13 protein-coding genes, 2 tRNA genes and 3 rRNA genes are annotated in these 22,064 nt (G+C 41.7%); 11 read left to right on the forward strand and 7 right to left on the reverse strand.

Annotated features, from left to right (window positions below; genetic code table 11):
• The first annotated feature begins 174 nt into the window (after positions 1–174).
• The 6 genes from J671_RS14900 (at position 175) to J671_RS14925 (ending at position 6,025) form a co-directional block, all read left to right on the forward strand.
• Positions 175–1,712: ribosomal RNA gene (locus tag J671_RS14900) — 16S ribosomal RNA — on the forward strand.
• 59 nt (positions 1,713–1,771) lie between these two features.
• Positions 1,772–1,848, forward strand: a tRNA-Ile gene (locus tag J671_RS14905).
• A gap of 55 nt (positions 1,849–1,903) precedes the next feature.
• Positions 1,904–1,979, forward strand: a tRNA-Ala gene (locus tag J671_RS14910).
• A 340-nt stretch (positions 1,980–2,319) separates the two neighbouring features.
• Positions 2,320–5,210, forward strand: a 23S ribosomal RNA gene (locus J671_RS14915).
• A 179-nt stretch (positions 5,211–5,389) separates the two neighbouring features.
• Positions 5,390–5,504, forward strand: a 5S ribosomal RNA gene (gene rrf / locus J671_RS14920).
• Together the 16S, 23S and 5S rRNA genes with 2 tRNA genes alongside form the textbook arrangement of a ribosomal RNA operon.
• A 107-nt stretch (positions 5,505–5,611) precedes the next feature.
• Positions 5,612–6,025 carry an SRPBCC family protein gene (locus tag J671_RS14925; RefSeq protein WP_004885088.1) on the forward strand — a complete coding sequence of 138 codons (414 nt, stop codon included), beginning with the start codon at positions 5,612–5,614 and terminating at the stop codon, positions 6,023–6,025.
• A gap of 28 nt (positions 6,026–6,053) precedes the next feature.
• On the opposite strand, the gene J671_RS14930 is transcribed toward J671_RS14925, so the two are convergent.
• A complete protein-coding gene (locus J671_RS14930) occupies positions 6,054–6,746 on the reverse strand; it encodes a TIGR04219 family outer membrane beta-barrel protein (protein WP_004711287.1) in 693 nt (230 codons plus the stop codon).
• Between the two features lie 628 nt (positions 6,747–7,374).
• On the opposite strand from J671_RS14930, the gene J671_RS14935 reads away from it, so the two are divergent.
• Both J671_RS14935 and J671_RS14940 read left to right on the forward strand, forming a co-directional pair.
• Entirely contained in the window at positions 7,375–8,853 is a 1,479-nt protein-coding gene (locus tag J671_RS14935; RefSeq protein ID WP_031982745.1) for a sodium-dependent transporter, read from the forward strand.
• Between the two features lie 12 nt (positions 8,854–8,865).
• Entirely contained in the window at positions 8,866–9,009 is a 144-nt protein-coding gene (locus J671_RS14940; RefSeq protein WP_002053803.1) for a methionine/alanine import family NSS transporter small subunit, read from the forward strand.
• 41 nt (positions 9,010–9,050) lie between these two features.
• On the opposite strand, the gene rsmB is transcribed toward J671_RS14940, so the two are convergent.
• Complete coding sequence (gene rsmB / locus J671_RS14945) at positions 9,051–10,355, reverse strand: 16S rRNA (cytosine(967)-C(5))-methyltransferase RsmB (protein WP_004885085.1); 1,305 nt, start codon at positions 10,353–10,355, stop codon at positions 9,051–9,053.
• Positions 10,352–11,314: a methionyl-tRNA formyltransferase gene (gene fmt / locus J671_RS14950; protein WP_004885083.1), complete on the reverse strand. Its 963-nt coding sequence runs from the start codon at positions 11,312–11,314 to the stop codon at positions 10,352–10,354. Before fmt ends, rsmB begins: the two co-directional genes overlap by 4 nt.
• Positions 11,315–11,662: 348 nt before the next feature.
• Here fmt and ilvD point away from each other — a divergent pair, with 348 nt between their 5' ends.
• From ilvD to J671_RS14965, 3 genes are all read left to right on the forward strand, one after another.
• On the forward strand, positions 11,663–13,492 hold the full coding sequence (ilvD, locus tag J671_RS14955; RefSeq protein WP_004885081.1) for a dihydroxy-acid dehydratase: 1,830 nt from the start codon (positions 11,663–11,665) through the stop codon (positions 13,490–13,492).
• Between the two features lie 313 nt (positions 13,493–13,805).
• Positions 13,806–15,095: a hypothetical protein gene (locus tag J671_RS14960; protein ID WP_004885079.1), complete on the forward strand. Its 1,290-nt coding sequence runs from the start codon at positions 13,806–13,808 to the stop codon at positions 15,093–15,095.
• 78 nt (positions 15,096–15,173) lie between these two features.
• Entirely contained in the window at positions 15,174–15,905 is a 732-nt protein-coding gene (locus J671_RS14965) for a sulfite exporter TauE/SafE family protein (protein ID WP_004885077.1), read from the forward strand.
• Positions 15,906–15,914: 9 nt separating this feature from the next.
• On the opposite strand, the gene J671_RS14970 is transcribed toward J671_RS14965, so the two are convergent.
• The 4 genes from J671_RS14970 to J671_RS14985 form a co-directional block, all read right to left on the reverse strand.
• Complete coding sequence (locus tag J671_RS14970; RefSeq protein WP_004885075.1) at positions 15,915–16,805, reverse strand: LysR family transcriptional regulator; 891 nt, start codon at positions 16,803–16,805, stop codon at positions 15,915–15,917.
• Positions 16,806–16,884: 79 nt separating this feature from the next.
• Positions 16,885–18,180, reverse strand: a complete 1,296-nt coding sequence (locus J671_RS14975; RefSeq protein WP_004885072.1) for a solute carrier family 23 protein — start codon at positions 18,178–18,180, stop codon at positions 16,885–16,887.
• A 298-nt stretch (positions 18,181–18,478) separates the two neighbouring features.
• The gene (ppc, locus tag J671_RS14980) at positions 18,479–21,163 is read right to left on the reverse strand and encodes a phosphoenolpyruvate carboxylase (protein WP_004885070.1); all 2,685 of its coding nucleotides are present in this window, start codon (positions 21,161–21,163) and stop codon (positions 18,479–18,481) included.
• Positions 21,164–21,333: 170 nt separating this feature from the next.
• Positions 21,334–21,957: a TetR/AcrR family transcriptional regulator gene (locus J671_RS14985; protein WP_004885068.1), complete on the reverse strand. Its 624-nt coding sequence runs from the start codon at positions 21,955–21,957 to the stop codon at positions 21,334–21,336.
• Positions 21,958–22,064: the final 107 nt, after the last annotated feature.

Consider the following 22,064-nt stretch of genomic DNA (forward strand, 5'->3'; position numbering starts at 1 on the left):
ATCATTAAGAGAATTGAAGAACAACTTGTGTGGATTTTTACTGATTGATTAATCGAAATAATTTTCATTGATTGATTGGTTTAAATTACTCGAAGTTTATTTGAGCGAAATTTAAGTCAGTAATTGATGAGCCAGAATTGGCACCTTGTCTATAAATAAGGTGCAAAATGATTTTAACTGAAGAGTTTGATCATGGCTCAGATTGAACGCTGGCGGCAGGCTTAACACATGCAAGTCGAGCGGGGAAAGGTAGCTTGCTACTGGACCTAGCGGCGGACGGGTGAGTAATGCTTAGGAATCTGCCTATTAGTGGGGGACAACATCTCGAAAGGGATGCTAATACCGCATACGTCCTACGGGAGAAAGCAGGGGATCTTCGGACCTTGCGCTAATAGATGAGCCTAAGTCGGATTAGCTAGTTGGTGGGGTAAAGGCCTACCAAGGCGACGATCTGTAGCGGGTCTGAGAGGATGATCCGCCACACTGGGACTGAGACACGGCCCAGACTCCTACGGGAGGCAGCAGTGGGGAATATTGGACAATGGGCGCAAGCCTGATCCAGCCATGCCGCGTGTGTGAAGAAGGCCTTATGGTTGTAAAGCACTTTAAGCGAGGAGGAGGCTACTTTAGATAATACCTAGAGATAGTGGACGTTACTCGCAGAATAAGCACCGGCTAACTCTGTGCCAGCAGCCGCGGTAATACAGAGGGTGCAAGCGTTAATCGGATTTACTGGGCGTAAAGCGCGCGTAGGCGGCTAATTAAGTCAAATGTGAAATCCCCGAGCTTAACTTGGGAATTGCATTCGATACTGGTTAGCTAGAGTGTGGGAGAGGATGGTAGAATTCCAGGTGTAGCGGTGAAATGCGTAGAGATCTGGAGGAATACCGATGGCGAAGGCAGCCATCTGGCCTAACACTGACGCTGAGGTGCGAAAGCATGGGGAGCAAACAGGATTAGATACCCTGGTAGTCCATGCCGTAAACGATGTCTACTAGCCGTTGGGGCCTTTGAGGCTTTAGTGGCGCAGCTAACGCGATAAGTAGACCGCCTGGGGAGTACGGTCGCAAGACTAAAACTCAAATGAATTGACGGGGGCCCGCACAAGCGGTGGAGCATGTGGTTTAATTCGATGCAACGCGAAGAACCTTACCTGGCCTTGACATAGTAAGAACTTTCCAGAGATGGATTGGTGCCTTCGGGAACTTACATACAGGTGCTGCATGGCTGTCGTCAGCTCGTGTCGTGAGATGTTGGGTTAAGTCCCGCAACGAGCGCAACCCTTTTCCTTATTTGCCAGCGAGTAATGTCGGGAACTTTAAGGATACTGCCAGTGACAAACTGGAGGAAGGCGGGGACGACGTCAAGTCATCATGGCCCTTACGGCCAGGGCTACACACGTGCTACAATGGTCGGTACAAAGGGTTGCTACACAGCGATGTGATGCTAATCTCAAAAAGCCGATCGTAGTCCGGATTGGAGTCTGCAACTCGACTCCATGAAGTCGGAATCGCTAGTAATCGCGGATCAGAATGCCGCGGTGAATACGTTCCCGGGCCTTGTACACACCGCCCGTCACACCATGGGAGTTTGTTGCACCAGAAGTAGCTAGCCTAACTGCAAAGAGGGCGGTTACCACGGTGTGGCCGATGACTGGGGTGAAGTCGTAACAAGGTAGCCGTAGGGGAACCTGCGGCTGGATCACCTCCTTAACGAAAGATTGACGATTGGTAAGAATCCACAACAAGTTGTTCTTCATAGATGTATCTGAGGGTCTGTAGCTCAGTTGGTTAGAGCACACGCTTGATAAGCGTGGGGTCACAAGTTCAAGTCTTGTCAGACCCACCATGACTTTGACTGGTTAAAGTTATAGATAAAAGATACATGACTGATGATGTAAGCTGGGGACTTAGCTTAGTTGGTAGAGCGCCTGCTTTGCACGCAGGAGGTCAGGAGTTCGACTCTCCTAGTCTCCACCAGAACTTAAGATAAGTTCGGATTACAGAAATTAGTAAATAGAGATTTCGATCTTGGTTTATTAACTTCTGTGATTTAAGTATCACGGTATTAAGCATGACCTGACGAAGGCATGTTTATTCATTAACAGATTGGCAAAATTGAGTCTGAAATAAATTGTTCACTCAAGAGTTTAGATTAAGCAATTAATCTGAATGAATTGAGAACTAGCAAATTAACTGAATCAAGCGTTTTGGTATATGAATTTAGATTGAAGCTGTACAGTGTTTAAATACACAGTGCTCTAAACTAAAATGTTGAAGTTACTAACTTGTAGGTAACGTCGACTGTTTGGGGTTGTATAGTCAAGTAATTAAGTGCATGTGGTGGATGCCTTGGCAGTCAGAGGCGATGAAAGACGTGATAGCCTGCGAAAAGCTCCGGGGAGGCGGCAAATATCCTTTGATCCGGAGATGTCTGAATGGGGAAACCCACCTACTTTAAGGTAGGTATTGCAACATGAATACATAGTGTTGCAAGGCGAACGAGGGGAAGTGAAACATCTCAGTACCCTTAGGAAAAGAAATCAATTGAGATTCCCTCAGTAGCGGCGAGCGAACGGGGATCAGCCCATTAAGTTATGTGTGTTTTAGTGGAACGCTCTGGGAAGTGCGAACGTAGAGGGTGATATTCCCGTACACGAAAGGGCACACATAATGATGACGAGTAGGGCGAGGCACGTGAAACCTTGTCTGAATATGGGGGGACCATCCTCCAAGGCTAAATACTCCTGACTGACCGATAGTGAACCAGTACCGTGAGGGAAAGGCGAAAAGAACCCCTGTGAGGGGAGTGAAATAGATCCTGAAACCGCATGCATACAAGCAGTGGGAGCACCTTCGTGGTGTGACTGCGTACCTTTTGTATAATGGGTCAGCGACTTATATTCAGTAGCGAGGTTAACCGTATAGGGGAGCCGTAGAGAAATCGAGTCTTAATAGGGCGTTTAGTTGCTGGGTATAGACCCGAAACCAGGCGATCTATCCATGAGCAGGTTGAAGGTTGGGTAACACTAACTGGAGGACCGAACCCACTGTCGTTGAAAAGCCAGGGGATGACTTGTGGATAGGGGTGAAAGGCTAATCAAGCCTGGTGATAGCTGGTTCTCCCCGAAAGCTATTTAGGTAGCGCCTCGGACGAATACCATAGGGGGTAGAGCACTGTTTCGGCTAGGGGGTCATCCCGACTTACCAAACCGATGCAAACTCCGAATACCTATGAGTACTATCCGGGAGACAGACTGCGGGTGCTAACGTCCGTAGTCAAGAGGAAAACAATCCAGACCGCCAGCTAAGGCCCCAAAATCATAGTTAAGTGGGAAACGATGTGGGAAGGCATAGACAGCTAGGAGGTTGGCTTAGAAGCAGCCACCCTTTAAAGAAAGCGTAATAGCTCACTAGTCGAGTCGGCCTGCGCGGAAGATGTAACGGGGCTAAAACTATGTGCCGAAGCTGCGGATTTGACATTAGTCAAGTGGTAGGGGAGCGTTCTGTAAGCCGATGAAGGTGTATTGAGAAGTATGCTGGAGGTATCAGAAGTGCGAATGCTGACGTGAGTAACGACAAAACGGGTGAAAAACCCGTTCGCCGAAAGACCAAGGGTTCCAGTCCAACGTTAATCGGGGCTGGGTGAGTCGACCCCTAAGGCGAGGCCGAAAGGCGTAGTCGATGGGAAATTGGTTAATATTCCAATACTTCTGTGTAATGCGATGAGAGGACGGAGAAGGTTAAGTCAGCCTGGCGTTGGTTGTCCAGGTGGAAGGATGTAGGTATGTATCTTAGGCAAATCCGGGGTACTCTATACTGAGATCCGATAGCAAGCTGTACTTGTACAGCGAAGTGGCTGATACCATGCTTCCAGGAAAAGTCTCTAAGCTTCAGTTACACAGGAATCGTACCCGAAACCGACACAGGTGGTCAGGTCGAGTAGACCAAGGCGCTTGAGAGAACTCTGCTGAAGGAACTAGGCAAAATGGTACCGTAACTTCGGGAGAAGGTACGCTGTTGTTGGTGATGGAACTTGCTTCCTGAGCTGATGACAGCCGCAGAAACCAGGCCGCTGCAACTGTTTATTAAAAACATAGCACTCTGCAAACACGAAAGTGGACGTATAGGGTGTGATGCCTGCCCGGTGCTGGAAGGTTAATTGATGGGGTTAGCGTAAGCGAAGCTCTTGATCGAAGCCCCAGTAAACGGCGGCCGTAACTATAACGGTCCTAAGGTAGCGAAATTCCTTGTCGGGTAAGTTCCGACCTGCACGAATGGCATAATGATGGCGGCGCTGTCTCCAGCAGAGGCTCAGTGAAATCGAAATCGCTGTGAAGATGCAGTGTACCCGCGGCTAGACGGAAAGACCCCGTGAACCTTTACTGCAGCTTGACACTGAACTTTGACCTTACTTGTGTAGGATAGGTGGGAGGCTTTGAAGTTGGAACGCTAGTTCCAATGGAGCCGTCCTTGAAATACCACCCTGGTAATGTTGAGGTTCTAACTCTGTCCCGTTATCCGGGACGAGGACCGTGTCTGGTGGGTAGTTTGACTGGGGCGGTCTCCTCCTAAAGAGTAACGGAGGAGTACGAAGGTGCGCTCAGCGTGGTCGGAAATCACGCGTAGAGTATAAAGGCAAAAGCGCGCTTAACTGCGAGACCCACAAGTCGAGCAGGTACGAAAGTAGGTCTTAGTGATCCGGTGGTTCTGTATGGAAGGGCCATCGCTCAACGGATAAAAGGTACTCTGGGGATAACAGGCTGATACCGCCCAAGAGTTCATATCGACGGCGGTGTTTGGCACCTCGATGTCGGCTCATCTCATCCTGGGGCTGAAGCAGGTCCCAAGGGTATGGCTGTTCGCCATTTAAAGAGGTACGCGAGCTGGGTTTAGAACGTCGTGAGACAGTTCGGTCCCTATCTACCGTGGGCGCTGGAAATTTGAGAGGATCTGCTCCTAGTACGAGAGGACCAGAGTGGACGAACCTCTGGTGTACCGGTTGTGACGCCAGTCGCATCGCCGGGTAGCTATGTTCGGAAGGGATAACCGCTGAAAGCATCTAAGCGGGAAGCCTACCTCAAGATAAGATTTCCCTAGGAATTTATTCCTCTAAAGAGCCGTTCGAGACTAGGACGTTGATAGGTTGGATGTGGAAGCATAGTGATATGTGAAGCTGACCAATACTAATTGCTCGTGAGGCTTGACTATACAACACCCAAGCAGTTGTATACAAAGCATCAATCGATTCATAAATCTACAAACAAACTTGATTTAGTTATTCCACTAGATAAAATGAACACAATCAGATTCAATCAGCCCAATCTGTAAAGATTTGGAAAACACTTCGGCAGTCAATAAGACCAAAGCAAGTATCCATAAACAGTTGTGCTGGCGACCATAGCAAGAGTGAACCACCTGATCCCTTCCCGAACTCAGAAGTGAAACCTCTTAGCGCTGATGGTAGTGTGGGGTTACCCATGTGAGAGTAAGTCATCGCCAGCTCATTATTCTAAACACCCCAATCTCAAAAGAGATTGGGGTGTTTTTTTATTTGTCATATGATTACTTCAAGAATAATATAAATTCGATAAAATATGGAAAAATACAAAATGATGAAGGCAATTGAGTTATCTCAATATATTCCATATCCACCTAAGAAAGTATGGGAAGCATTGACCACACCTGAACTCATTCAACAATGGTGGGTTAAAGGAGATATTCAGCCTAAAGCTGGTCATCAATTTACTTTAGATATGGGTAGTTTTGGAGTACAACATTGCCTAGTTAAGGTGGCTGATAAAGAAATTTTATTTGAATATGACTTTGCAATTGGTGTACTTGATACAACTCTAAGATGGCAATTAATTCCTCAAGGAGAGGGCACACTTTTGCAGCTTAAACATTCGGGATTTAATGAGAATTCTTCTGTGGGACAACAAGCTTTTATGGGTATGAGAAAAGGTTGGCCACAAATTTTAAGTCGAATTGAGACGGTAATTTCTAATTATAAAAAAATAGGGTGAAAGGATATTTCTCTCACCCTCATTGAGTCTAAAAATGTGCTTCTAAGCCAACATAAGGGCCTTTAAACTCAAATTTAAGGTCATTGTTATCATAATCATCTAAGTCAATATTAAGTACGCGATAGCCTGCTTTAAGGCCTAAATCGACTACTAAATTATCGACAAATTTATACTTTACTTCTGCCAATGCATCTGTGATTTTTGCATCATTAAAGTTTGTATAAGTTGCTTCACCTTTAGCACTTAAACCTGTGAATGGAAGTTTTACTTCTCCCGACAAATAAGCAATAGGATATGTTTTATCAATATCTACACGTTTACCTGTATAGGCGGTGATATCACCATTTAATACGGTTGCACCCAGACCCGCATCCACACTCACAATATTATCTAGTAATTCATAATAAAGAATAAAATCACTATGATCTAAATTAATCTTATAGTTAGCTTGACCTAAGGTCTCTGATTTAGTTTGAGTATCTAGATTAACGTAACGAATTTTTGCATTTGGAATAAATGGGATTGGGTGCTCGAATGCTAATGAAAGTTGTGCACTGCCTTTTCGATCTAAGTCTTGGTCATCTGGCAATTGTGTAGACATGTTTGCTTTACCATCGTAAAACCAATAGCCCACGTCCCCTTTAACTCCTATAAAATCCGCTTGAGCAAATCCGCTAAGACTCATCCCGAGTGTCAAAAAAGACATTTTTAATATCTTCATCATCATATCCTAAGAAAAGAAATCTTTGAGCGCATGATATAGACATCTGAGAAGTTATGCATTGATGAAAAATGGTGAATATAAAACTTTTAGAATTATAATTATTTTTATTAATTTATGTTTTTGATTTTATTATTAAAATATAGATTTTAAGTGGAGCTTGTTAGGAAAAATTTTAGTATAAATTTTGTGTAATACGTCGGTAAGATTCTGTGATTTTACTCATCTAAAATTGGTTGATATATCTACTTTATAAAGTAGAAAATAATTTAAATGGTAGAAAATATCATTGCTTATATTCTCTAATAATATGTTTTAGAACATGAATATTAGCTAAAAAATAACCAATCTAAATCAAAATCTCTAAAAAACGTAAAATTTCAGACGGAAATTACAGTAAAAATAAATAAAAACGGGTATTGTTCAACTATATAGGGGCAAAAAATGGACAAAAATCTTTAAGGAAGAATTTTCTATTTTTGCTTGTTTGACATGAAAATAAAAATACTCAAAAGGTGCCTTTTATTCTCTATCAAACACAAAAGTATTCTTTGGTTCTTTTTTTGCGTGCGGAATAACAATCAACAAAAGCAGTAAAAATAAGTAATCTTTTAACATTAGGTGTTCTATGACAGATTCTCGTGAAAACTGGACGTCACGATCTGGTTTTATTATCGCAGCCGTTGGTTCGGCTGTTGGTTTAGGTAATATTTGGCGTTTCCCCTACGTTGCTTATGAAAATGGTGGTGGTGCGTTCCTTATTCCTTACTTACTTGCACTTATTACGGCAGGGTTTCCATTACTATTTTTTGATTATGCAGTAGGGCATCGTAGTACAGGATCGCCTCCTAAAGCGTATAGAGCTTTGTTTAAAGGCGGAGAAACTCTAGGATGGTGGCAGGTTTGCGTCTGTATCATTATTGGTTTGTATTACGCAAGTGTTCTGACTTGGGCTGGTAGCTACATTTATTTTTCTATTGGCCAAATGTGGGGAAGTGACCCGGAAGGCTTCTTCTTCAATACCTATTTACAAACCACAAAAGCGACTGGCTTTGATTTGCAGTTTGTAGGCCATTTATTCTGGCCAATTGTTGGAATTTGGGCACTGACTTTAATCATTTTATATGGTGGAGTGAAAAAAGGTGTTGAATTATCTAATAAGATTTTCATGCCTTTATTATTCATCTTATTTACGATTTTAGTGATTCAGTCATTACGTTTACCGGGTGCAGTACAAGGTTTAAATGCTTTCTTTACTCCAAACTGGTCTGCCATGATGGACTATAAAGTTTGGTTAGCAGCCTATGGTCATACTTTCTTCTCACTCTCTGTTGGTTTCGGGATTATGGTGACCTATGCATCTTACTTAAAACCAAAAACCAATTTAACTGGCTCAGGTCTTATTGTTGGATTTGCGAATGCATCGACAGAGATTTTAGCGGGTATCGGTATTTTTGCAGCGCTTGGCTTTATGGCACATGCTGCAGGTACTGAAGTTAAAGATGTGGTGAGTGGTGGTATTGGTCTCGCATTTATTGCCTTCCCTAAAATTATTTCAAGTTTAGGTTCTGGTGCTGATCTATTCGGCCTTTTATTCTTCTCTTCATTATTTGTAGCTGGTATTTCTTCAATGGTTAGTATTTTGGAAGTACCTATTGCAGCGATGCAAGATAAGTTGAAGTGGAGTCGTAAGAAAGCGGTAACCATTATTGGTGGTGGTAGTGCTCTAGTCTCAATTATTTTATTCTCAAGTGTAAATGCAATTAAGCTCGTTGATATTGTCGACCATTTTATCAATAACATTGGCATTATTGGGGGAGCATTGATATCAATTATTAGCGTAGCTTGGTTTAAGCGCTCAGCTCTTAGAGAGCTTCGTGATCATGTCAATCGTATCTCAACCATTCAATTGGGTAAGGGATGGGATTTCACCTTAACCGTGATTACTACTTTTATCCTATTAACAACACTCACTATGACTGTTTTTAATTTGATCAAAAATGGCTATGATACTTATAGTATGAGCTTACAAGGTGTATTTGGCTGGGGCAGTGTTATTTTCTGTGCAGTCGTTGCTATCGTGTTAAGTAAAATGAAAGATCGCTAGGAGGATAAAATAATGAATACTTCGGCAATCGTGATGATGATAATTTCAATGGTATTTGTATGGGGTGGACTAGCTTTATCCATTTTACATTTATCAAGACATCCTGAAGAGTTAGATGAAGTCTTAGAAGAAGTCAAAGACCAGCACACTCTTTAATACTGATCTAGTAAAAAAGCAGGCTTAAAAGCCTGCTTTTTTTATGCAATTTTTTGAATTTTACAATAATAGAAACCATCACCAGATTGTGCTTCTGGCAACAGTTGTCTACCATGAGTTTGTTCAATTCCCCAATCTGCTTCAATTTTTACTTCTTTTACATCGGTATGCTTTGCAAAGAAGCTAGTCATCTGCTGTTCATTTTCAGCTTTTAAAATTGAACAGGTGATGTAAAGCAGGGTGCCTCCAACTTTAAGTTGCTGCCACATGTGCTCTAAGATCTGCTTTTGTAGCTCAATGGTTTGGGCTATGTCACTAGATTGGCGCAATAGACGTATGTCAGGATGACGTCGAATTACACCTGTCGCAGAACAAGGTGCATCAAGCACGATACAATCCACAGGTTGGGCTGGAGTCCACTTGGTTGCATCGGCTGCCAGAATTTCAGTATGGCTTTGATCTAGTGCTAGTCGGTTTAGGTTTTCAGTTACACGGACTAAACGACTTGGATCCTGATCAATGGCGATTAACTGGGCTGGTTTAAATTTTTCAAGCAAATGAGCCGTTTTTCCACCTGGAGCCGCACACGCATCAATAACTGTTTTATTGTTTAAATCAGGCAATAAGGTTGCACATAGCTGTGCATGTTCATCTTGTACAGAAAACCAGCCCTGTTCAAAACCCGGTAACTGTGTGATTTGTACAGATTGTTCAAGAATAATACCCGCGTCAGATAGAGTACACGCACGTGCCTGAATATCTAAACTTTGTAGTTTTGCTAAATAAGCATCGCGACCAATATGGCGTTGGTTTACTCGTAAAGTCAAAGGTGCGGCTTGCTTTAACGATTGGCAGAGAGCTTCTGTTTGTTCTCCCCAATCCTTTTTTAAACGCTTAAAAAGCCAACTTGGTAAGCCATGGGCTTGCTGTAAACCTTGTTGAAAGTCCTCAGTTTCGCGAGTTGCTCGGCGCAAAATTGCATTCACAATACCGCTGAGTGCAGGGAAACCAAGTTGTTTAGTCGCATCTACTGTTTCTGAGATGGCAGCGTGCGCTGCAATACGCGTGCATAAAACTTGATAAAGACCAACGTATAAACAAGTTTCTACTGTCTCATTGTTTAAAGGTTTGCTGAGCAAAGGCAGACTAATTGACTTAAGTGCGAACCATTGGCGTAAAGTACCTAGAACAAGTTCATGAAATAACGCACGATCACGCTCTGCGACTTGATTCAGCTGTGTATTTAAAATACTAGCCAATGATTGGCCCTGCTGAACTTTGAGTAACGTTTGGACGACTTGAGCGCGCAGGTTAAAACGTGATGAGTTTGAAGTAACCTGACTCATGGCAGAATCTGTCCTACATGAAGTTTTTGAGTTTGTGCAATTTGTTGAGCATTTAATGCTTTACCACCTGGCCACTGTACGCTCGTTAGACAAATAAATGTATTTTCACCGCAAGCAACATGTACGCCTTGTTTATCAATTGCAATAATTTCACCAGCTTGAGCATGTGCTTTGCTTTGGCTAGAAACTAGAGAATTCCAAACACGCAGTGCATTATTTTCATCAAGTTGAACAAAAGCGACTGGCCAAGGGTTGAATGCACGGATATTGCGATCTACTTGAACTGCATTCATAGACCAATCAATACGAGCTTCTGACTTCACGAGTTTATGAGCATAGACCGTTAAGCTTTCGTCTTGGACTTCGCGTTCTGCCAAATATTTTTGCAGAGTTTCTTCTGACTCGAGTACCGCACAAATTGCTGTTGCTCCTTGTGCTGCTAACTTGTCATGTAAAGTCGCAGAAGTATCTTCGGTAGTGATCGGACAATAGGTTTTATACATCATATCGCCTGTATCTAAACCTGCCGCCATTTGCATGATGGTAATGCCGGTTTCTTCATCACCTGTTGCAATCGCGCGTTGAATTGGCGCTGCACCACGCCAACGTGGTAATAGCGAGCCGTGAATATTTAAACAGCCATATTTAGGTGTATCGAGCACAGCTTGTGGAAGAATTAAACCATATGCTGCAACCACCATGACATCAGCGCCTAAAGCAGCCAGTTCTTGTTGAGCAGCCAAGCCTTCTTCAGTTGAAGCTTTGAAGTGAAGCGGTTGATAAACAGGAATATTATGTTCCAGTGCAAGCTGTTTGACAGGAGACGGTGTTAGTTTTTGTCCACGGCCTGCTTTACGGTCTGGTTGAGTATAAACCGCGATAATTTCATGGGAAGTTTTTAATAAAGCCGCCAATGCTGTTGCAGCAAATTCGGGGGTGCCAGCAAAAATAATTTTCACAAATGCAATCCAAAAAGAGTTTATGAGTAGTATACGTGAAAAACGTTTGAAGCCCTAAACTCATGGCGATTGAGCATTTTAGTTTTTAAATAGTGAACAAAAAATTATTGAAAAAATTTTATTGATAAAAAAAGGTTATAAAAAAATAAAAAATTATTCATGTAAGTTTTGCTAAATATTGACTGAGTATTATCGTTCTTGGCTTTCCCTATATTATTTGCTTCTATAGAATGGAGAATGATCAAATTATGATGATGAGTCAATATTCCGACTGATCTAACGCTATATCAGTATCATTCAGCCAGAGTGGAAGTCATTTCACTCAAGCACAACTTGTTGGAAATACAAATGCCTGACTATCGTTCAAAAACATCGACACACGGAAGAAATATGGCTGGCGCACGTGGCTTATGGCGTGCAACAGGAATGAAAGATGAAGATTTCGGCAAACCAATTATTGCAGTGGTCAATTCATTTACTCAATTTGTTCCGGGCCATGTCCATCTAAAAGATTTAGGGCAGCTTGTCGCAGCAGAAATTCAGGCAGCAGGTGGTGTTGCTAAAGAGTTCAATACAATTGCGGTGGATGATGGTATCGCGATGGGGCATGACGGCATGCTTTATTCATTACCATCACGTGATTTAATTGCGGATTCAGTTGAATATATGGTGAATGCTCATTGCGCCGATGCGATGGTATGTATTTCGAACTGTGACAAAATTACTCCGGGAATGTTGATGGCTGCGATGCGTCTAAATATTCCTGTGGTGTTTGTGTCTGGCGGACCAATGGAAGCAGGTAAGGTTAAATTCCGTGGTGATGAAAAGGCCATTGACCTTGTAGATGCGATGGTTGTTGCTGCTGATGATAGTTACACCGACGAAGAAGTTGCAGAGTTTGAACGTTCAGCATGCCCAACTTGTGGTTCATGTTCAGGTATGTTTACTGCAAACTCAATGAACTGTTTAACCGAAGCTTTAGGTTTATCTTTACCGGGCAATGGTTCTATCGTTGCAACGCATGCAAACCGTAAAAAATTATTCTTAAAAGCAGGTCAGCTTATTGTTGAATTGGCTAAGCGCTATTACGAACAAGAAGATGCAAGTATTTTGCCTCGTTCAATTGCCACTAAAGCTGCCTTTAAAAATGCGATGACACTTGATATTGCAATGGGCGGTTCAACCAATACAGTTCTTCATTTATTAGCTGCGGCAAATGAAGCTGAAGTTGATTTTACAATGGACGATATTGATGAATTGTCACGTCGAGTACCAGTACTTTCAAAAGTAGCGCCAGCAAAACAAGACGTACATATGGAAGATGTACATCGTGCAGGCGGTATCATGGCCATTTTAGGCGAGCTTGATCGTGCGAATCTACTTGATGTATCTGTACCAACTGTACATGAGAAAACATTAAAAGATGCGTTAGATAAGTGGGATATTATCCGTACTGAAAATGCAGAGGTTTATGAGTTCTATCGTTCATCTCCGGGTGGTGTTCCGACTCAAGTTGCATTCTCACAAAACCGTTACTACTCAACTTTAGATGGCGACCGTGAAAAGGGCGTAATTCGTAATGCAGAACATGCATTTTCTAAAGATGGTGGTTTAGCTGTTTTATACGGCAACATCGCACTTGATGGTTGTATCGTAAAAACTGCGGGTGTAGATGAATCTATTTTAAAATTCACTGGTACAGCACGCGTTTTTGAGAGCCAAGATGCAGCTGTAGAAGCAATTTTAGGCAATGAGATTAAAGCTGGCGATGTTGTTGTTATTCGCTACGAAGGTCCACGTGGTGGTCCAGGCATGCAAGAAATGCTTTATCCAACCAGCTATCTTAAATCTAAAGGTTTAGGAAAAGACTGTGCCTTGGTTACAGATGGTCGTTTCTCTGGTGGTTCATCAGGTCTTTCAATTGGTCACGTTTCGCCAGAAGCTGCTGAAGGCGGTGCAATTGGTTTAGTTGAAGATGGCGATACCATCGAAATTGATATTCCAAACCGTACCATTCACTTGAATATTGATGATGCGACTTTGGCACACCGTCGTACAGTTCAGGAAGCGAAAGGTTGGCATCCGAAGGAAGAACGTAAACGTAAGGTATCAAAAGCGTTAAAAGTTTATGCAATGCATACCACAAGTGCAGCAAAAGGAGCGGTACGCGTTCTATAAAATATTCAATTTTAATAATTGAGTAGGAAACATGCACCCATTAACACGATGAATTGTTATCATGTTAAGGGTGCATTTTTTATGTCTGGTAAAAAAAATCCGCTTGTAGAAAAAGGTGTTTTCAGATCATTCTATGGGTTTGCCATAAAATGGTGATAAAATCTTCACCTACGCAGAAATTCGCGAAATAACATGACATATTTTCTGCGCGAACTTAGGTAGTCATTTTTCCATCTCGACTACTGTTTCACCTTGCACTATGATCAAAATAACTTTTGATCTCGCTTAGGATTTATTTTTAGAGGCACTACTCATGTCATTGCTACGCCGTTGGTTTGACCCTATCCGATCGAGCTGGTTTTACCAAAAGCCTTCTCGTCAAGCGGTGTTACCCACGGAAAATGGTTTAAGTATTTATTTACGACTTGATGATGTGTATAGCTATCTGGCTGTTCAGCAATTGTCTCAGCTTGATGAAATTTTAAGTGATGAGCTTAAACCTTTAAAAATTATTATTTCTCATACAGCTTCTGAACCTCCAAACAGCATGACGCATGAGGAGTGGCAGCATTATTGTTTAAATGATGCCAAGATTTTAGCAAATCAGCATCGATTTGCTTTTGATGAGTTCCCAGAAATCCCAAGCCAAGAAGCTTTAAAACAAGCCGCTGTCATACTAAAAAGAACCCCATTACAAGGTCAGAACTTCTTCCATTTACTTGAAGATATCTTTCACATGCTTTGGCAACAGCAATATGGAAAGTTACGTACTTTACATGCCATGGCGGTGAAGCATCAGATGCCACAGCACTTCCCAGAACGTATTTTTACAGATGAGCCTGTACAGGCAGCGTATTTTGAGTTTGGTGGACGTAAATATCACGCAGTGGATGATTTATTACGTCTAACCCGTCGTTTAAAACAACAAAAGTTACTGACAGGTATTCCGATTTTTTTAATTAATCATATCGAATGGCGTGAACATTTGATTAATGATGCTGAAGCACTTAATGAAATTCAGGCTCTTCACCCTGAGCTTGATGTATTTATTGCTTTAGAAGATCCAATGAGCTGGTTACTTCTTGCATATATTAAAGAAGAACTCGCAGACTATTATGATATTCAGTTAAAAGTCTATCCGCTGAGTTATCGGGGCAGAGACTGGTTTGACTGGAGCTTGGCAACCCGTGTTTCTAAACGTACTGAAGTGGCTTTTACTCCTTTTTGCCGCCCTACAGAAGAAAGTACGCTTGAGATGGCAAAGCTTTTTTATAGTGTGCCAGAAAATCAGCAACTCGATGCAATTTTTACTATTTTGCAGGCCGTTTGGACTAAAGGAAAAGATCCATCTTTCCAGAAGCATTTCCAACAGTTACAGCAACAACTTGGCATTGAGCATTTAACCGAACAGGATGTACCGTCTGTTTTGGAGCAAAATGATGCGCTTTGCAAGAATAAACATCAGCCTGATTTACCAGTTTTAGAGTTGCGTATTGATGGGCAAAGTTATGTATTTAATAGTTTGTATCGGGTTTGGATGATTGAAAGCATTTTTAGCAATGTTTTAGAAGAAAAATATAAAACAGCCTCAACTTCTAATTGAGGCCTACTCCAAAAAACAAGAATAGGGCAAAACCTGTTTTTTCCGTAGCATAACCATGTAGGGAATCGGAGATAAACAGTGACATTTCTAGCTATTATTATGATGGTATTTGTCTTTGCGGGCATGATTAAAGGCATGATCGGCTTAGGATTGCCCGCGGTCTCAATGGGCTTACTTACCATCGCAATGAGTCCTTTTCAGGCAGCATCCCTACTCATTGTTCCTTCAATGGTCACCAATGTCTGGCAACTTTTTGCTGAGGGGCATGTTTGGACTTTTATTCGCCGTTTCTGGACTTTGCTTATAGGCATTGTTGCTGGTTCAATATGGAGCTTTTTGCCGACTTTAAGTCAAAGCCATGGGCACAGTAGTGAGATTTTATTAGGAAGTATGTTGGCCTTATATGGGCTTTATGGATTATGTGTCAAGAAACTTCCACACTTAGGTAAACATGAGCGCTGGTTATCGCCGATTATTGGATATATTGGTGGGGCAGTGACAGTAGCAACAGGCGTTATTATTATTCCTATCGTGCCATATTTGCAGTCTTTACATTTAAAACGTGACGAACTGGTACAAGCCTTGGGATTAACATTTACCGTCTCTACCATTTGCCTTGCAGTGTTTTTACATCATAACCCGATGTCGGGAGTAACACTGGACTATCGTTTATCTTTTGCTGCTTTGTTGGCGGCACTCGTTGGAATGTGGATCGGTAAAAGAATTCGTTATCGACTCAATGAGCAGTTATTTCGCCGTATCTTTTTTATAGGTTTAGTGTCATTAGGACTTTATATGATTTTGCACTAAGCCAAATTTCTAAGGGCGATGCTCTAATAGGAAATCTGCAAATTGCTTATAACTACTAGACAGTTGGCTGAAATTTTGTGTTGCCAAAAGTAGTTTTCGGTTTGCCCATGCGCCGAGTAATTGGATGGAATGAAAATCATAGTCCGATTGCAAGCGCTGCGCCGCACGGGCAGGCATAATCGCAATACCCACGCCTTTGGCAACAACCTCAGCAATTGCACTAAAGTTAGGTAAGCGTAAACGGTACTGTATGTTAAATCCTACTAATTTCGCTTGAGTTTCAATGGACTGTTGCAAAGAGTGATGGGCTTTAAGGCCAATAAAACCATAGCTTAAAGCCTCTACCAAATTTAGCTTTTGATATTGAGCTAACTCATGTGTAGCAGGACAAATCAAAACTAAAGGATCACTCGCAAATTCTTTTGTTTGCAAATGTCGAGTATCAAAAAAGCTTGAGACCAAGCCAAGGCTCGCAATTCCTTGGGTTAATGCATCTACAATTTCTGAACTTTCTGCTTCGTGCAAATCGATACTCATTTCGGGATGAAGCACCAGATATTGCGGTAATAACGGAGGCAAATATTCGCTTTGAGCAGAAGAGTTACACCAAAGTGTTAATGCTTGAGTTGTAGAAGACTTAAAGCGCTGCATTTCTTGTTCGAGTTGATCTTTTTGAGCTAAAAGCTGACGAGCATGCTCTACAAATGCATGTCCAGCTGTGGTGAGTTCTACGCCTGTGGTTTGGCGAATAAATAAGGGTGTTTCAAAATACTGTTCGAGTTTTTTTATACGCTCACTCGCTGCTTGAAGTGAAATTGCAGAACGGTCAGCACCTTTGGTTAGACTACCAGTCGAGACAATATGAAGAACTAGCTGTAAATCAAAAAAATCAAAACGCATGATAGGAACGTATTGAAATGCAAAAATTCATCATACTAAATCGCAATGAAAAAAGGCAGCTTACGCTGCCTTTTTGAATTTAAGTTTTATCTTTTAAACTAAACAACCAGTTTAGAATAATGGCTGCAAATGTTGCGGTGCCAATACCGCCTAAATTGAAATTACCGAACAATAATTCAAAATTACCAGCACCCAAAATAATGGTTACTGAAGCCACAATCAGATTTTTATTGTTAGAAAAATCAACTTTGTTTTCGATCCAGATTTTTGTACCAGCAATGGTAATTAAACCAAATACCACAATAGATGCACCTGTGAGGACTGCACTGGGAATAGTGCTAATGACAGCACCAAATTTTGGGGATAGCCCTAAGAAAATAGCGAAGATACCTGCAATCACAAATACAATCGTTGAGTACACACGAGTAACCGCCATCACACCAATGTTTTCACCGTAAGTGGTCATGCCTGGTGCGCCAACACTACCAGAAAGTGTAGTCGCTAAACCATCTGCAACAAATGCTTTGCCTAATTGTGGCGTCAGGTTTTCACCAGTCATTGCACCTACTGCTTTAATATGGCCCAAGTTTTCTGCCACTAAAATGAGTGCAACCGGCGCGATAATTAAAATAGCCTTGGTATCAAAAGTAGGATGTGAAAAGCTTGGAATACCGAACCATGCAGCCTGTGAGATCTGGCTAAAATCGATTGGTTTACCTAAACCTAACCCATTAGTCGTGATGGCATAAATTGCATAAGCCAAAATTAAACCAACTAATAGAAGTAAACGTTGTAATAAACCACGCGTAAAGACCGCAATACTGCCCATACAAAGTACGGTAATTAAAGCCATCCACATTTCAAAGGGTTGGCCTGCAACACCTTTAATGGTGACAGGTGCAAGGTTTAGACCAATAATCATCACGATTGCACCAGTCACCACAGGTGGCATGAGTTTTTCAATCCAGCGTGTACCAGTAAGCATCACAATAAAACCGATGAGTGCATAAAAGATACCGCAGGCTACGATTCCGCCTAACGCAATTGAAAGATTTGGATTGGCCCCTGAACCTGTGATATGCCCCGTAGCTGCTGCAACAACACCAATAAAGGCAAAACTCGATCCTAAATAACTTGGAACACGTCCACCTGTAATTAAGAAGAACAGGATGGTACAGATACCAGACATTAAAATAGCAAGGTTAGGATTAAAGCCCATGAGTAATGGTGCTAAAACGGTGGCTCCGAACATGGCAAATGCATGTTGGATGCCTAAAATGGCACTTTGAACTGGGGGGAGATATTCATTGGTAGAGACCGGTCGATGGTCAACATCACCTTGGTAAGGCTGCCATTTTGGAAACCAGTTGGACATAAAATGAGCTCGTTATTCTTTAATTGGTGCAATGATACTCTTTCTTGGGAATGCATTTAATCTCTAGAGAGCAGTATGTGAGTGAAAAGTAATTATTTTTTAACGATTGGTATAATTTAAAGAATTCTAAATATAAGGAATTAGTTATTTTTTTATTATAAAAATTAATTTTATGATTTTTAAAAAATATTTAAAAAAATAATAAATCGTGGAAAATTTATAAAAAATGGGGAACTTTGCAAGTAAAAAGCAGCACATCACCGATGTACTGCTTTGTCAAACAATTGGTAAAAACAGCTTAGCCCGTATTACGTAAACCAGCAGCAATACCTGCAATACTCACCATCAGTGCATGGTCAACAGGGGTATGTTCTGCCTGACGCTCCGCGAGATAATCACGGCGGCGTTTCATGAGTTCAGCTTGTAAAAGATGCAAAGGAAGTAAATATGGTTTACGGACCTGCATAGATTGATCCAGAACCTCGTTATTGCTAAGAAGCTTTGATTCATCTTTCAATTTAAGTAACGTTTCAACAGCATCTTTTAAGCGCTGACGTAATTGGTTACCGAGCACTTTTAAATCTTCATCTTCAGTTAAATGAGACTCGTAGTAGAGTGCAATGTTGGCATCGGCTTTAGACAATACCATTTCCAACATATCAATGAGCGTTTGGAAATAAGGCCATTGCTGGAGCATTTCATCAAGTGTTGCTTTTTGCTGATCGGCAATTACTTCATTAATGGCAGCGCCTGTACCTAACCATGCTGGTAACATCAAGCGGATTTGAGTCCACGCAAATACCCATGGAATAGCACGTAAAGATTCGATGCCACCACTCACTTTACGTTTTGCCGGACGCGAGCCTAGTGGCAACATTTGTAACTCAAGCTCAGGCGTGACGGTACGTAAATACTTCACAAAATGTGGGTTTTCACGCACTGTTTGACGATAAACCTTCACGGAATGATCTGTCATACGGTTCATGAGTTCACGCCATTCGGCCTTAGGCTCTGGTGGTGGCAATAATGTCGCTTCAAGTGTTGCTGCGGTATAGATTTCAAGGTTTTGCATGGCAATACCTTCTAGACCGAATTTGAAGCGGATCATTTCACCTTGTTCTGTTACACGAATTGCACCAGAGATTGAACCTGGCGGTTGTGAGAATAGTGCCTGTTGAGTTGGAGCACCACCACGGCTAATTGAGCCGCCACGACCGTGGAACAGAGTCAACTGTACGCCGTGTTTACTAGCAATTGCAGTCAGCTCTTCTTGAGCACGGTATTGTGCCCAGTTAGCAGACATGAAGCCAGCATCTTTTGCTGAGTCGGAGTAACCGATCATCACTTCGTGTTTGCCCTGAATGTGCTGCTTATACCAATGCATATTGAACAGCGTATTCATGGTAGTTGCAGCGCCATCTAAATCTTTTAAAGTTTCAAATAGAGGCACCACACGTAAAGGATGCTGAATACCGGCTTCTTTTTGCAATAACAATACAGCTAAAACATCACTCGGATATTCAGCCATCGAAATAATATAAGCCCCTAACGACTCTGGTGGTTGGTCTGCCAAAGTACGCATAGTTGCAAATACTTCCTCTACATCTGGGTGGCCAATCAAACTACCTTCAGGCTCATTAATATATTTCGGTAGCAACGGACGTTTGCTTTGGAGCTCCTGAATCAGGAAGTTTTGACGGGCTTGTTCAGTCCATGACTCAAAATTACCCAAACCTAAGTATTCGGTAATGGCTGAAATGGCTTGGCGATGACGGCCCGATTCTTGGCGAATATCAAGTTTAAGTAGTTCAATACCAAAACAGTTCACACGGTAGATAAAGTCGAGAAGTTGACCATTTGCGATTTCAGGCAGATTACTATCAATTAAAGAGCGATAGCACAGTAATAATGGTTGTAATAGCTCATCTTTACTTTTAATGACATTGCTATCGTCTGCTTCTAAACCTTGTAGGCGCTGGGCTAACCAATGACGAGTTGCTTTTAAACGCTCTCGTGTTGCACGTAAATACTCGCGATAAGGTTCTGGGTGTGGACTACCAATCGCTTGGATCATCTCTTCAGAACAAGCCTGAATTGAAAGCTCCCAACGTAAATTCTCAATATCTCTTAGGTAAAGGTCGGCAGCTTGCCAGCGTGATAACCATAATACTTCTTGAGTGATTTGATGAGTAACGTTCGGGTTACCATCACGGTCGCCGCCCATCCAAGATGCGAAGCGGACTGGTGCAATATTGAGTGGTAAGTTTTGTTGGCAATTGTCTTGAACTAACTCATTTAATTCACGAATAAACTTAGGTACGGCATTCCAAAGCGTTTGCTCAATGGTTGCAAAGCCCCATTTTGCTTCATCGACAGGAGTCGGGCGGTGCTGTCTGATTTCATCTGTCTGCCAAGCTGAACTAATTTGTTGTTTTAAGTTGGCAAGCGCATTTTGACGTTCGCGTGGAGTAAGTTTTTGCTGATCGAGTTGTGAAAGACAAGCATTAATATCGTCATATTTTTGAATGAGGGTACGACGGCTTACTTCGGTTGGGTGTGCTGTAAGTACCAATTCGATCTTAAGATCACAAATTTGCTGGAATAGTTTTTCTGTCGAAATACTTTTATCTTTAAACTTTTGAAATAAGTGAACAAGTGGATTTGGAGAATTAGCCTCCGAATCAAACTCTGCCTGTCTGCGGCTACGTACCACATGATATTGCTCGGCAATATTGGCAAAATTCAGAAAATGAGAGAAAGCGCGGGTAAGAGGTAATAGCTCTTCATCGGGCAGTTCTAAAAATAATTGTTCTAATTGCTTTTCGGCTTCAGCTTGACCATCACGTGCACCTTTGGCAAGAGCACGGATTTGCTCGATCTGATTAAACAGTTCTTGTCCTGCATGTTGTTTTAGGGTTTCACCTAACAAATTGCCAAGTAAGCGGACATCCTCACGCAGTGGCGCATCGATTTGCTGAACCATGCTATTTTCTCCTGTTCTTATTCTTATCGAATATAGCGCGATTAACGAACATTCCAAGCTTTGAGCGTAAGAAAATGTGAATTTTTGCTTAAAAAATAACATTTAAATCGCTTATAACGCTTCAAAAGATGGCATGCACCTGATGCAAATTTTGGCAATCGGACTTTGGTTTAATTCCGATATTTGAGGAAAAATAAGTCAAGAGCATCTCGAATAATCTGATTTAGTTCTTGAGCATTGGGTACAGTAATAATTCCAAGTAAAACCTTATGGTGGCGTACACCAAGCAATAAAGTTAAAAGAAGTTCTGTTTGATAAATCGGATCATCGGATTGAATAAAGCCTAATTCGGCTGCCTTTTGGAAGAACGCAGCTAACTCATTTTGCAGGCGAGTATGAGATGCCGTAAAAAATTGTTCAGCTAATGGGCTTTGTTCCGCTGCGAGTTCAAATAATACATGTTCAAGTTTTAGTGCCTCAGGTGAATAAATAATTTGTAAGGCGCGTGAACACACACTAAAAAGTGCTTGATAAAAGTCTACGGAAGCATCTAATTCAAATTGTTTAGTGCCGAGTGTCTCTTCACATGTTTCCGTAATCGCACAGATAAATAGATTGGCTTTGTCTTGAAAGTGGTTATAAACCGTAAGTTTGGTAACGCCTGCTTCCTGCGCAATCTGGTTCATGCTGGTACCGTGATAACCAGATTTTAAAAAAATAGCTTTAGCAGCTTGTAGGATACGAGCACGCTTTTCTAGATCTTTGGGGCGACCACTTTGATTAACTGTTTGCACAAAACCCTCTAATAAAAGATTAAAAAAATAAATATTTATAAGTTTTTTTTAATTAATGTACCCATGGGTATATTAATTAAAAAACAAACAAACTATGATGCAAGCAT

Source organism: Acinetobacter sp. 1130196 (genome assembly GCF_000588095.1).
Lineage (GTDB): Bacteria > Pseudomonadota > Gammaproteobacteria > Pseudomonadales > Moraxellaceae > Acinetobacter > Acinetobacter nosocomialis.